Source organism: Spirochaetia bacterium, from assembly GCA_022482625.1.
In the GTDB taxonomy this organism is placed as follows: Bacteria; Spirochaetota; Spirochaetia; order Sphaerochaetales; family Sphaerochaetaceae; genus Pleomorphochaeta.
In genome coordinates this window covers 890,987-903,457 of sequence record JAKVOU010000001.1, presented here as the reverse complement: position 1 = coordinate 903,457, position 12,471 = coordinate 890,987, and the positions used below count along the sequence as shown (strand labels likewise).

The window sequence follows — 12,471 nt, the reverse complement described above, 5'->3', positions numbered from 1 at the left end:
AACTGTCAAGTCCCACATAGGTATAGAGACTGTTTTCCCATAAGTCAAAAAGATTGAATGCTATGTGCTGCCTGACCTTTGTAAGCTGGTAAATAATACAACACTACAAGTTTACATCTGTAAGCATAAACTTGAAACACGCTGTTTGCAACCTTTCTTTTGTGAACACATGAAAACGACAGACACAAGACAGGAAAAGATGCTATGTTTTCAGTGGGGGCTCTGTAACAGAAGCAGGGGGAAAGGAATCTGCATCATCGGGAATGGGAAATTGTTCCATCAGTTTTTCAATTCTGATGGTAGTAGGGTGCTTTGGTCTCAGCTGTTCCTTTGCTTTGGCCAAAGCCAATTCCATCAATTGTTTTGCAAGTTGAGGTTGCCCGTTTTTTGATAGGCAGTAAGCTCTTCTGGCTTCCAAGGAAATCCTTTCTTCTGCCGATAGTTCCAGTTTGTCGGCATCTCTTAGCAGAATGGTATAGTTATAGGTAGCATTCTGGAAATATCCCTGTTTTTCATAACAAAGGGCCAAGGCTGCCTGCAGGTTGCTGAGACGGGTGTTATTGCCACCGTGGTTCGCTACTGTAGTTTTGTATGCTTCAATATAGTGGGACAATTCCTTGTCCTTGCTTCCGTTGGCTTTTGCAAGCCGAGCCATCAGTTCGTGGTACTGTGGTTCTGTCTTCCCCGTGGTGTATAGATTCGCTTTTGCTGCTATGGCACCGGCTCTCATCACGTCATGCATATTGAGATAGGATTCTCCAAGATTGAGGAATGCTTCGACTACGCTGTCATTGCTTTGTTCTTTGGAATGTGAAAGTCCCTGGTAGATTGTCTTTGCTGATTGCAAAGCCGTGTCATATTCACCTTCAGCTGTGTAAAGGTCATAAAGTCGCCCTTCATAGACAAGGGCAGGGAGGGAGAAAGGGCCGAGTCTATTGAAAGCATCTCTTTTTTCTTTTTGGAATTTCGCAATGAGATCTTGTCTTCTGGCAAACTCCTTAAGATCCCGTATGTCTGGTTCCAATATCAATTGCTGGAAATAATCGGTCATTTTGTCTCCTGAAACAAATTTTCTTACCTATAAGATACGAAAAAAAAAGCTTTTCGTCAGCTATCGGTAGTTGTTTCAAAAAGAGACTATCGTAATAACGGCCGTAGTTCTGTTGCCATTTCTACAATGGCAGTCCTGGCGGGACAATCGATTTTTGCTATGGTTTCACCTCTGTTGATGGCTCTTGATACTTCCCTGTCATATGGGATATGACCGACCAACGGGAGCTTTTCTTGTCTGCAATAAGCTTCAATGCTCTTGCAACCTTCATCGTCCAAGTCATATTTGTTGATACAGACTGCCATGGATGTGGAAAAGATTCTGGCTGTATGTACGATTCTTTTCAAGTCACTTAATCCGCTTGCAGTCGGCTCGGTGACCAATAGTGCTAGATTTACACCTGAAAGTGAGGCTATGACGGGACAGCCGATGCCAGGGGAACCATCGATGATGGCATAACTGATGTCTTGGCATGCATCTTCAAGGTTTTTCTTTACCTGCGAGACGAGCTTTCCTGAGTTGCCGCTGCCTATGGTCAGCTGTGCCGTTGAAAAGATTGTATCATTTCCTTTATGGACACTGCAGGTACCACTTTGATTCTGTACATCGCTGATTGCTTTTTCAGGACAGACATACTGACAGACACCGCAACCTTCACAGGCATATGGGTCTACGGAATATGTATTTCCCCTTTTTGATTATTGCATCGAAACGACAGACTGGCAGGCAACGCCCGCAGCCTGTACATCTTGCAGTATCTATCTGTGATATCGGCATACCGAAGAAAGGAGTGTCTTTTTTCTCCCAATGATTGTCATCACAGACAAGGTGGAGGTTTGGTGCATCGACATCACAGTCAGCATAGGCCTTGATAGAGAGTAGGGTAATCAGGGCAGAGGTGATGGTTGTCTTTCCTGTGCCACCTTTCCCTGACAGTACCAATATCTTCTTCACTTTTTTGTCCTTTCTCTCAATTTGTCTGCAAGGGACATGAATGATTGCTTCATTGCTGCATTTTGCCGTACAGCTAGCTTTCCTCTTGCTGTATCCTGTGCTGTCTGTTTGTCAAAGGGAATTCTCAGCAATACTTCAATGTGTTCTTTTTTACAGAAGTCATCGATCAGGTTATAGTCGTCTTCACATTTGTTGATGACGATTCCATAGGGTTTGTGGAAAAGCTTGACCAAGGTATATACCATGTTGAGATTGTGAAGTCCGAAGATTGTGGGCTCGGCAACCATGACACAGTAATCACTTCCCTTGATGGATTCCATGACACTGCAGGCACTTCCTGGTGGGCAATCGATAATGGTATTTCCCTTTGCTTTTTTCAGGACAGCGCTGATCAAGGGAACGGCAGAAGCTTCTCCTATGGACAGGATGCCTGTTACGACTTCCATATTCCCTGAGGTACCAGTTTCAATTGTACCGATTTCATGGGGATGTGCTTCCATTGCCTTTGTCGGACAGACAAGGGTACATCCTCCGCAGCTATGGCATACTTCTGGGAATACCATAGGTTTCCCACCAAGAAATGCCAATGCTCCGAATCTGCAGATATCCACACAAGCCCTGCAACCTATGCATTTGTCTGCATTGACCTGAGGCATGGGTTTTGTTACTTTTTCTGTCTGTATGCTGACTGGGTGCAACAGCAATCTGCCGTCAGGCTCTTCAACGTCGCAATCCAAATAAGTCGAGTTTTCAATGACTGCTGCAAGGTTGGTTGAAACAAAGGTCTTTCCAGTTCCTCCCTTGCCACTGAGTACTGCTATCTGCATGGGTCAGGCGTGGTGGAAGCCAGGGTGGACTTCCTGTAATGGACTAAGTTCATTACTTTCGAGTTTTTCAATATTTTCCTTTACCGTCCCTTCTGTAGCCTTGTAACTTTTTACATTTGCATGTTCAAATACCTTGGCTGCGTTTTCACCGAATCGATAGGCGATTACGGTGTCGGCTCCTGTATCTATGACAACCTGTGCTGCTTGTATGCCTGCTCCGCCGGAGGCGTTCATTGCAGGATTGTCTATGTAGGTCTCTTTCTTTGTTTCTGTGTCGTAGATGAGGAAAAAGGGTGTCCTGCCGAATGTCGGATTGATTTTGGAGTCCAAGTCTTTTCCTGTTACTGCCATTGCTACTTTCATAGGTTACTCCTTATGTGATGATGGCATCATCATAGGTTTATTATTGGCATATGTCAATAACTTCCATGAAGTTTTCTTACGTGTGCTGAAGAGAGTGGGGATATGATATCCTGGTGGTGAAACCAATATCAGAGACAATCGAAAGAGATACCTATAGAACCTAAGATTTTTCCAATATTTCTCCATACTATCTTGACGTTAGCCCGTTCATCGTGTATTGTTCCAATCGTTCCGAATGGGACTGTCTGCGGTCGTGGTGGAATTTGGTAGACACGCTAGCTTGAGGTGCTAGTGGCAGAAATGCTGTGCTGGTTCAAGTCCAGTCGTCCGCAATTTATAATTTTGAGAGATTTCGATAATTTTTTTTCTTCTGATTACTACGGTGATTGGGAGTTTTTTTATTAGTGCATAGTTATTTTTATTGCGGTGGATATGCGTTGACCATATTCAATGGATTTTAAATATTAATGAACTATGTTTCTAAACATAGAAAATTTGTTACTTCATTGATTATCAAAGCTGATAAGAACATGTTAGCTTTTACATTTCATAGAAATTATTTGCAGGGTACAATCAGTAATGGATATTCCAAATTTTTTTATTGGGAAATAAATGCTGTTTAGTGAAAAATCCATTCAACCCTAGCTATGTGATACACTTTTATAGACCACATGGCAAGTTCATTATTTAGGTAGTTATTACCATTGTTCATTGTATAAGACATTTTGAGAAAAACAATGTTGATGTTGTTTTATTTGCTAGCTGTCCTTATGTTGGAATTGGGTTAGGTTTAACTGATTCGATAGAAATTAATAATAGAAATAATAGCAGACAAATTAAACTGGTAATGGAATGGTGTAAATGTTTCATATGAATATGTTATGTTATTAATTAGCTTATTGATTGTATTTGTATCAGTAGAAAGGGGTAGGTATGGCATTAGGAAGAAATGTCTATTGTGAAAGAAAAAATAAAAGAAAATATACATCTCAATGTCGAATTGCCCAGAAAGAAAAAGTAATCAAATGGAAAATTCGACATAGTCAATTTAAAAAGCGAATGCGGATTAAGCCCGATTTTTTTGTTTCTGTACCTGATAAGCTTTTTCTATCAGATGATAAAATTGCCAAGAATTTTATCGAAAAGCTTGATTATGTATTAAGAACTCCGAATTGTTCTCTTGATTTTTCTAATGTAACAACGATTTCTTTACGCGCTGGTTTGACATTGAAAGCTTTTAATGATCAGTTTTTGTTTACATACAAAAGGAAACCTTGGATTAAGAAACCAAAAAATGAAAAAACCCAAGCGGTGTTGCAATACTTAAAAATTAGAGAGTATGGTGTCAAATGCCAGAAATATCGAGATTTGACCTGCTGGCAATTATATGATTTTGACAAAGAATCAGAGAAGAATATTCCTTTGCTTTTAACCTTAGCTTCCCGCAATTTTTGACACTAAAAAGATTCTCCGGTCCGACATGGAGTAGATAATTCCTTGTAAAACAACAGATTTCCTTACGACAGCACTTGCGGTTTCAGCCTAATCGTGGTATATTTTTAGTGTTATTGAAACACTAAACACAGGGGGTTGCCATGTACCGGAAATTCACCGTACCCATACCCGATGTGAAAGGCAAGATGACCCGTAAGAAAGGCCGTGACGGAAGCCTCTACATCTACTTCGAATACGACAGGATCTACTACAAGGACAGGCAGTACACGATACCCAAGCGGGCATGCATAGGCAAGCAAGACCCGAAAGACGACACCCGGATGTACCCGAACGAGAAGTACCGGGAGTTCTTTCCGGATGCGACGACGGCGGAGGTTCCCGAATACACGGGAGGGCGAAGCAGCTGCCTCCGGTGCGGGACCTATGTGGTGATACGGAAGATACTGGAGAAACACCGGCTGCTCCAGTGGTTGCAGGACCGGTTCGGCTGCAAGGATGGGGGGCTGGTCATGGACCTTGCCGTCTATCTCCTCGTCTCCGGGCGGAATTCGGCACAGCATTATCCCGATCATGCATACGGCCATCCCCTCTTCACCCCGGAGATGCGGATCTACAGCGACAGCAAGGTCGGCCACCTGCTGAGAGAGACTATCGGCCGGGATGACACCATCGCCTTCACCGAATGGTGGAACGGCGACAAGGACCACCGGAAGAAGGTGTACATCTCCTACGACTCCTCCAACAAGCTCTGCCAGGCGGGGGACATCGCCATGGTTGAAGGAGGGCATTCGAAAAGCGGCATCAACGGCGAGCCGATCTTCGGCCTGTCGGTGGCCCTGGACGTCAAGGAGAAGCTCCCGCTCTTCTACGAGGACTACCCGGGTTCCATCGTCGATGTCTCGCAGCTGGTGCACATGGTCGACAAGGCGAGGGGGCTCGGCTACCGGAACCTCGGCTTCATCCTCGACCGGGGATATTTCAGCAAGGCCAACATCGAGTACCTGGACCGCTACGGCTACTCGTTCATCATCATGGCAAAGGGGAGGAAGAAACTGGTCTCCTCCATTGTCCTCGGAGTGAAGGGGACATTCGAGAACATACGGGCGAACCACCTCTGGGAATACTCGGTGAACGGGACCACCGTCGAGGCGAAGCTCTACGAAGGGGACAGGGAAAATCGTTTCTTCCATATCTACTATTCCCCGTTCCGCCATTCGGTCGAGCGTGCGAAGATCGAGATGCTGCTGAGGAAGCTGTCGTGCGAATTGGATGCCCTCGTCGGGAAGGATTGTGCCGAGCTGGACATGGAACGGTTCCAGGACTTCGAGCTCACCTTCTTCGGGGAGGGGAAGACCCTGGTCATGTACCGCGAGAGGACGGAAGTTACCGAACGGCTCATCGACCTGTGCGGATACTTCTGCATCATATCGTCCGACAGAATGAGTGCACGGGAGGCCTTGCTCCTGTACAAGGCCCGGGATAGCTCCGAAAAGCTGTTTGCAGCCGACAAGACCTTCATAGGAAGCAGGGCCGAACGGGTACAGTCCGAAGCCTCCCTCCGCTCAAGGCTTTTCATCGAGTTCTTCGCCCTGATTGTCCGCAGCCGGTTCCACGCCTGTATCTGCGATCATGTGCAGGCAACCGGGAGGAAACGCAACTACCTGAATGTCGTTTCGGTCATCACCGAGCTCGAGAAGATCGAGTTGATCAGGATCGGCGACGGCATATACCGTCTGGACCATGCCATTACCGCCAGGCAGAAGGAAATACTCTCGGTCTTCGGACTGAGTGCCGATGATATGAGAAGTGCCTGCATGGATCTCTCCAAGCATCTGGCCGCCATCGACACGGCAGACATCAGAAACGGGGCTCCCGATGACGACATCCGGAATGACACGACGGTCGAGGACGAGGAGGAACGCCAATGGCAAGAGCAAGCAGCATGGAAAGCCTGAACGGCAAGATCCTGAAGGCGGAGGAGAAAGCCAGAAGGTTGAAGAACCGGTACGACGAGGCCCTCAAGGAATTGAAGGATCTGCAAGACAAACGTCGCGAGATGCAGGTCGCCAAGCTTCTCGAAGCCATCGACAAAAGCGGCAAGACCATGGAAGAGGTGATGCGTCTGATCAAGCTATAAGCCGGAGTGTTTCCGACTTTTAGTGTCAAAATTCGTGGAAGCTAAGGTTTAATGGAGGATATTCTTCCTAAATGTTTATCTTTTTCAAATGAAGGCGAAAATAGTCTTATTGCAACTGCTATCTCTGAAGCTTTGTTTAACTGTCGAGAGCATGCATATGATGAAGATGCTAAATTTACAAAATGGTATTTGGGATTTGGATTATATCCACTAGATGATAAATATCAATTTTGTGTTTGCGATAAAGGGATAGGTTTTAGAGAAAGTTTAAAGAAAAAACAATTTTTTTCAGCCATAAAGGACCAAGTAACATCTGATTCTCAACTTATTCAATTAGCAGCAGGAGGACGATCGGGCATTGTTAATGGAGAAACTATAGGAAGAGGTTTGGGGTTGCCCAAAGCAACCCAGTCCTTAAAGGATGTTGATGGAACTATTGGTATAATGAGTGGGAGGGGATGGTATCGTGCAGGTATAGAGAATGACAGAGTTATAGATGAGGCTAAGCCTGATAGAGAAACATGCATTCAAGGATCAATCATTGATTTTTCTATTCCAATTTCCTATATTATAAATAAATCCAAGAGGTAGTAATTACTATGAAAGAAAATATATTAAAGATTTCTGAAGTAGCTCCTAATTATGTCTATCAAGGGCCACGTTTTAAAGATCTTGGTCCAAATTCAGGAGAAGAATTTCGTAAGAATATTTTAGAACCATGGCTAAAAAAAGTAAAAAATGACGAAGAAATTACCATTGATTTTGGAGGTACAAAGATGTTTTCCCCTTCCTTTTTGGAGGAGGCGTTTGGTGGAGCTGTTCGAGATGGTCTTGGAGAACAAATTGCGAATCTTAAGTTTGTGCATATTCCTGTGTCTTGGGAAAAAGATGTTACTGATTATATAAAAGAGGCTATGAGGGTTGAAAGAAAAAAATGAGGGAAGTAGCGATTAATTTACTTTCTGGATTCATAGGCGCTGTTATTGTCTACTTATTTTCCTTGCTGCATTTGAGGCGGCAGGAATGGCATCTGGCACGGGAAAATATTTTTTGTCGCTTTGCTTCGTTTTATTCAGAGATTGGTGAGATGGTAAGTAAACCTTGTAAAGCAAATCATTATACTTTTCAATTTGTATTTGAAAGAGAAAAAAATTTTCTCAAACATGAGGGGAAACAATTTCTTTGTAAAAAAAAGATGCTTAATCAGATTTCTGATGCTATGGAAAATAGTTATAAAGAGATTGTCTTGAAACCTGATAATGAGAGAATTCTTTTAAAAGATGGTGAAACAAATACGCATTATGGTGATTTTATTTCACATATCCAATTACTCATAAGTACTGCAGAAAATCAACTTATAAATTAGTATTAGCGAATGGATGTAGACCGATAAGTGAGTTTCTGCGGTGAAAAATAAATGTGAAAAGGATATAAAACCCTTCTCTGAAAAGATAATATGCGATACCATTGTGCAATTCAGAAAAGTTGAACCTAAAATCCAGCCTAATCTGAATTAAATATACACAGATTTTATTGTGTTTTGATACGTCCTTAAACAGTAAAAAGTAATTAACAAATGAGTTGATCAATAAGCTATAGTAATAATATTGTGTCATCGTTCTAATTTTGACTTTTCTTCTTCCACTGGGTTTTAAACTTTGTGTAATCAAATTCTCTGTTAGAGCAACACTTAAAATTCTCTGGCATTGATGATTTTATTAGGGCTGTAGTGCTCAAATGTACAGTAGCAGTAGCAGTAAAAGATGACTTCTTTAGGTTTAAAGATTAGTTTTAGATCTATAGTATGAATTTTGTTGAACATAAAATGTTTTACGGCTGCAAAAGTTTCTTCTTTCTGCGGTGGATCAATGAATGCGATTATTTTTTATTAGTTTCAATCTGCACTGTACGTCGTTGATGGCTAAAATCCATACATTTTGTGACTTACCGTATGGAAGCCTTAAACTTAGGATAAGTTGCGGGAGTTGCAAGAATAAGCAAAAGCGAGTGTTGATGCTTTTTTACATAGTATATCAGTTTGTGGAAAGTGTCGGGAAATATACGAATACAAGCGAGATAGCAGAGTATGTGAATAATCAAGGTAAGAAAAAAAGTGACTATAAGCAATTGTATCTTAATTTTAGAAGCTAAAGACATGTTGCCTTGGTTGGAAGTACTTTGGAACTTACTCAGAGGGGACTTTATATTCTGAGCTCCAAGGCATCAGTACCATAGAGGACAAATTTGTACAATCGACAGACGACTTTGTCACCTTTGAATTCCAATCATACTTTGGCGTTGCCTGCTATATCCAAGTTATAAGGAGTGACAAAATTTTAACAAAATACAAAGATTACCGATATGAACTGATGGCAACAGATATATACCATGATAATTTATTAGGTAAAAGAATGGATTGATAGTATTTCGATTTATTCTCATGTTATGTTGAAGGGAGTTACTTATGAAATTTTTCGGTGTCATATTTGCGATTATTTCTGTGGTTTTGTTTGCGCTTTGCCTAAATTGTTTGATAGGTTGTTCCAACAATACATCTGATCTTTTTGATGGGAATATGCTTAAATTAGTTGCTAGTTTCAAGATCTATTCATTCTTGGTCGGCGGTATTATTTCTGCCTTTATATCCGCGGTATTGTTTTGGATGGATTCCGTTGAGAAGGCCGTTGTATTATCCAGCAAGAAGCTGGAGTTGATCCAAATTCTAATGGAAGATATCAAGGACGATATATTCTTCCGATCAAGTAAAAATACAATACCAGCAGAACGGGAAGAATAAATCATAGAAAGTGAAAGGATTATTACAAACTTTGATAGAGTTAGCAGTGTTTCACCCGATACGGCCACTGTTCTGTCCTATTCCTTGATTAAGTCTTATTACACAAAGGAAGTTCCTGAAGCTTCAGCTTCTTGGGGTTTGTCTTCTGCTTTTTGATGAGAAGTATCGTCATAAAGAAGAAAACAAGCTTACAAATTATGTTTGGACACCATCTGAAGTTCCTTGTTGAGGGAAGTGCGAATTTGACTGGTGGTGTGCAAGTCTTCTTCATTTCATATGTCCTTGCCTGAGCCTATGACTAAGTTCTCCCGTATATTCGTTTCTGACGAATATCATGTTGTATTTGTCCTTTAGTAACACGCGTGCTTTTTATCCTAAGCAGCGTCTGTTAACAAATCCCTTGATGAAATAGTCAGAATGAAGAGAAAACTCTTGTTGTTAAGTTTTTGGGAAAGCTGATTTTTGAGTAAGTACAGGTTTATTGTAGACAAAATAAATTAAGATTTGATTATATGTCTTGTAGAAAAGTCATTTGCAACATAGTTATAGTATATTCCTTGATACTGGATTGTTTAGTTATGTCAGTAAAGAATAGCTGGATTAGGGCAGACAAATTTTTGTCATTTACACTTTTGAACAAAGCATAGCAGCTCTGTACTACACAAATTAGAAATTAGCCAATATCAAAAAATGACCCGAAAATAGAAGTGTTTTGATTGGGTGAAATGAATACAGATAAGGGAAAACGATATTTATCTGTTTTAATATACACAAGTTTTATACTGTAAACAACTTTGACTAAAAATTATGTTATTATGAAGGAGAGATAAACGGATTGGGGGAAGCTGCAATGGACAATCACGGAGAAATCGTAATATACCAAACAGAAGATGGTCTGACAAAAATAGATGTTAATATGCAGAATGAAACTGTATGGCTTTCCCTGGATCAGATGGCTGAATTGTTTCAACGTGATAAAAGTGTTATCGGAAAGCATGTGAGAAATATATTCAAGGAAGGAGAACTGGACAAAAATTCAGTGTGGGCAAAATTTGCCTACACTGCTTCTGACGGAAAAACATATCAGGTGGATTTCTACAATCTTGATGTAATTATTTCCGTGGGATACCGTGTGAAATCACAGCGAGGTGTACAGTTTCGTATCTGGGCAACAGGTGTCCTGAAAGAATACATAAAAAAGGGTTTTGCAATGGACGATGACCGCCTGAAGAAATTAGGCGGTGGAGGATATTTCAAAGAACTTCTGGAAAGAATTCGAGACATTCGGGCATCAGAGAAAGTGTTCTATCGCCAGGTGCTTGAAATTTATGCTACAAGTATTGATTACAATCCGAAGGCTGATGTCTCCATTCAGTTTTTCAAAAAGGTTCAGAATAAAATCCATTATGCCATTTCTGGTGAGACAGCAGCTGAAGTCATTTACCATCGTGCAGATGCTGAAAAAGATTACATGGGCTTGATGACTTTTTCAGGAACGCAACCGACATTGCGTGAGGCAAAAACTGCCAAGAACTATCTGAATGAAAAAGAACTGCGAGCAATGGGGCAACTTGTTTCTGGGTATCTGGATTTTGCCCAGAGACAGGCTGAAAGAGAAATTCCTATGAAAATGGAAGACTGGTCAAAGCATTTGGATGGTATTTTGACATCCACCGGAGAAAATCTATTGACTGGCAATGGAACAATCAGTCACTTTCAGGCGATGAATAAAGCTGAAACAGAATATAAGAAATATCAGGCGAAGACACTCAGCAGTGTAGAAAAAGACTATCTTGAAAGCATAAAGTTCCTAGAGCAAAAGTCCAAACAAAAAAATGAGTGGTTGTAACTTGGCTGCTTACCATATTTTTTCGGTAAGATCTTTTCTGTCCATATATGTTTCCTTCAGCAGTACAATACTACAATGTATGGGAGCTCCGATAGGATGGAAAAGCTGATACAATGAGGGAGAGAATGATACATACCCCGCCCAAGATATTGATAGATGAGAGTCGTTCTCCTAAAAACAGCATTGCACAGAGGACTGTAACCAAAGGTTCCAAAGTTGATACAAGTGACGTATCGGTAGGTCCGATACGTCCTAGTCCTGAGAAGAATGCCCAGAACGCAACTACGGTTGAGAAGAGGGCAATTGCAATTGTTGCAAGTATCCCTTTCCCTGTCTTTGGAAGTTGGAAACCCTTGCTGCAGCCAAGGATGACGGCAAAGGAAAAAGAGGCTGAAAGCATGATAATGGCCGAACACATGCTTGCTGTTTCCTTTTCTACGAACATGGAACTGCAGATGATATAGATTGCATAGATTGCTGCTGAAGCAAGTGCCAAGCCCATTCCTCTGGCATCTTTTTCTCCTTTGAAACCTAGGATGAGCATGCATCCGACCAAGGCACAGACCAAGGCTATCATTTTTGAGGAAGTAATTTTCTCATGCAGGAAAATTGCTGAAATGAAGATGACAAGTGCCGGATAAACATACAGCAACAAAGCCACAAGACTTGCAGATGCGAATTCCAATGCAGTGAAATAGCAGAAGGATTGGCCGGTATAGCCAAGGGCTCCAAGTAGGAAGAGTGCAAATATATTTTTCCTTGAAGGGGACTTTGCTTTCTTTGTCCGATTGAAAAAGAACAGTAAGGAACCTCCGATTCCAAAGCGGAGGAAGAGGAGTGTTGTAGTTCCTTCGCCAGAATTATAGGCTACCTTTGCAAGGACCGGCATAATGCCAAAACATATTGCCGAAAGGGCAACGAGTATATATCCGATTACCAAATCATTGACTTTGCCAGATTTTTTCATGGTTTGTTCCCTGAAAGAGATTCCTGTAATGGCTGGACTATAGCTTTTACTCTTCAGCTTGTCAAATAAAA

The 12,471-nt window shown here is 41.6% G+C and carries 12 protein-coding genes, 1 tRNA gene and 1 pseudogene; 9 read left to right on the top strand and 5 right to left on the bottom strand.

What is annotated here, in order from left to right; all coding sequences use genetic code 11:
- Positions 1-202: 202 nt before the first annotated feature.
- The 4 genes and pseudogenes from LKE40_04090 to LKE40_04075 form a co-directional block, all read right to left on the bottom strand.
- Complete coding sequence (locus tag LKE40_04090) at positions 203-1,051, bottom strand: hypothetical protein (GenBank protein MCH3916640.1); 849 nt, start codon at positions 1,049-1,051, stop codon at positions 203-205.
- A gap of 86 nt (positions 1,052-1,137) precedes the next feature.
- Positions 1,138-2,005: pseudogene (locus LKE40_04085) on the bottom strand (ATP-binding protein).
- The gene (locus tag LKE40_04080) at positions 2,002-2,832 is read right to left on the bottom strand and encodes an ATP-binding protein (GenBank protein ID MCH3916639.1); all 831 of its coding nucleotides are present in this window, start codon (positions 2,830-2,832) and stop codon (positions 2,002-2,004) included. Before LKE40_04080 ends, LKE40_04085 begins: the two are co-directional and overlap by 4 nt.
- A gap of 3 nt (positions 2,833-2,835) precedes the next feature.
- On the bottom strand, positions 2,836-3,195 hold the full coding sequence (locus tag LKE40_04075; protein ID MCH3916638.1) for a NifB/NifX family molybdenum-iron cluster-binding protein: 360 nt from the start codon (positions 3,193-3,195) through the stop codon (positions 2,836-2,838).
- 247 nt (positions 3,196-3,442) lie between these two features.
- Between LKE40_04075 and LKE40_04070 the strand changes: the two genes are divergently transcribed.
- From LKE40_04070 to LKE40_04030, 9 genes are all read left to right on the top strand, one after another.
- Positions 3,443-3,527: transfer RNA gene (locus tag LKE40_04070), tRNA-Leu, on the top strand.
- 601 nt (positions 3,528-4,128) lie between these two features.
- Complete coding sequence (locus LKE40_04065; GenBank protein ID MCH3916637.1) at positions 4,129-4,650, top strand: hypothetical protein; 522 nt, start codon at positions 4,129-4,131, stop codon at positions 4,648-4,650.
- 140 nt (positions 4,651-4,790) lie between these two features.
- Positions 4,791-6,605 carry a transposase gene (locus LKE40_04060; protein MCH3916636.1) on the top strand — a complete coding sequence of 605 codons (1,815 nt, stop codon included), beginning with the start codon at positions 4,791-4,793 and terminating at the stop codon, positions 6,603-6,605.
- Complete coding sequence (locus LKE40_04055; protein MCH3916635.1) at positions 6,575-6,787, top strand: hypothetical protein; 213 nt, start codon at positions 6,575-6,577, stop codon at positions 6,785-6,787. Before LKE40_04060 ends, LKE40_04055 begins: the two co-directional genes overlap by 31 nt.
- A 51-nt stretch (positions 6,788-6,838) precedes the next feature.
- On the top strand, positions 6,839-7,378 hold the full coding sequence (locus tag LKE40_04050; protein MCH3916634.1) for a hypothetical protein: 540 nt from the start codon (positions 6,839-6,841) through the stop codon (positions 7,376-7,378).
- A gap of 8 nt (positions 7,379-7,386) precedes the next feature.
- Positions 7,387-7,725, top strand: coding sequence for an STAS-like domain-containing protein (locus LKE40_04045; protein MCH3916633.1), 339 nt, complete (start codon positions 7,387-7,389; stop codon positions 7,723-7,725).
- Entirely contained in the window at positions 7,722-8,153 is a 432-nt protein-coding gene (locus LKE40_04040) for a hypothetical protein (protein ID MCH3916632.1), read from the top strand. Before LKE40_04045 ends, LKE40_04040 begins: the two co-directional genes overlap by 4 nt.
- Before the next feature lie 1,098 nt (positions 8,154-9,251).
- Positions 9,252-9,584 carry a hypothetical protein gene (locus LKE40_04035; GenBank protein ID MCH3916631.1) on the top strand — a complete coding sequence of 111 codons (333 nt, stop codon included), beginning with the start codon at positions 9,252-9,254 and terminating at the stop codon, positions 9,582-9,584.
- 850 nt (positions 9,585-10,434) lie between these two features.
- Positions 10,435-11,433, top strand: a complete 999-nt coding sequence (locus tag LKE40_04030; protein MCH3916630.1) for a virulence RhuM family protein — start codon at positions 10,435-10,437, stop codon at positions 11,431-11,433.
- 70 nt (positions 11,434-11,503) lie between these two features.
- Here LKE40_04030 and LKE40_04025 read toward each other — a convergent pair whose 3' ends face one another.
- Positions 11,504-12,400, bottom strand: coding sequence for a DMT family transporter (locus LKE40_04025; GenBank protein MCH3916629.1), 897 nt, complete (start codon positions 12,398-12,400; stop codon positions 11,504-11,506).
- Positions 12,401-12,471: the final 71 nt, after the last annotated feature.

Excerpts from the sequence above, each read along its gene's own strand:
- LKE40_04090 (MCH3916640.1), bottom strand. The coding sequence starts at position 1,051 with ATGACCGATTATTTCCAGCAATTGATATTGGAACCAGACATACGGGAT.
- LKE40_04080 (MCH3916639.1), bottom strand. The coding sequence starts at position 2,832 with ATGCAGATAGCAGTACTCAGTGGCAAGGGAGGAACTGGAAAGACCTTT.
- LKE40_04075 (MCH3916638.1), bottom strand. The coding sequence starts at position 3,195 with ATGAAAGTAGCAATGGCAGTAACAGGAAAAGACTTGGACTCCAAAATC.
- LKE40_04065 (MCH3916637.1), top strand. The coding sequence starts at position 4,129 with ATGGCATTAGGAAGAAATGTCTATTGTGAAAGAAAAAATAAAAGAAAA.
- LKE40_04060 (MCH3916636.1), top strand. The coding sequence starts at position 4,791 with ATGTACCGGAAATTCACCGTACCCATACCCGATGTGAAAGGCAAGATG.
- LKE40_04055 (MCH3916635.1), top strand. The coding sequence starts at position 6,575 with ATGGCAAGAGCAAGCAGCATGGAAAGCCTGAACGGCAAGATCCTGAAG.
- LKE40_04050 (MCH3916634.1), top strand. The coding sequence starts at position 6,839 with ATGGAGGATATTCTTCCTAAATGTTTATCTTTTTCAAATGAAGGCGAA.
- LKE40_04045 (MCH3916633.1), top strand. The coding sequence starts at position 7,387 with ATGAAAGAAAATATATTAAAGATTTCTGAAGTAGCTCCTAATTATGTC.
- LKE40_04040 (MCH3916632.1), top strand. The coding sequence starts at position 7,722 with ATGAGGGAAGTAGCGATTAATTTACTTTCTGGATTCATAGGCGCTGTT.
- LKE40_04035 (MCH3916631.1), top strand. The coding sequence starts at position 9,252 with ATGAAATTTTTCGGTGTCATATTTGCGATTATTTCTGTGGTTTTGTTT.
- LKE40_04030 (MCH3916630.1), top strand. The coding sequence starts at position 10,435 with ATGGACAATCACGGAGAAATCGTAATATACCAAACAGAAGATGGTCTG.
- LKE40_04025 (MCH3916629.1), bottom strand. The coding sequence starts at position 12,400 with ATGAAAAAATCTGGCAAAGTCAATGATTTGGTAATCGGATATATACTC.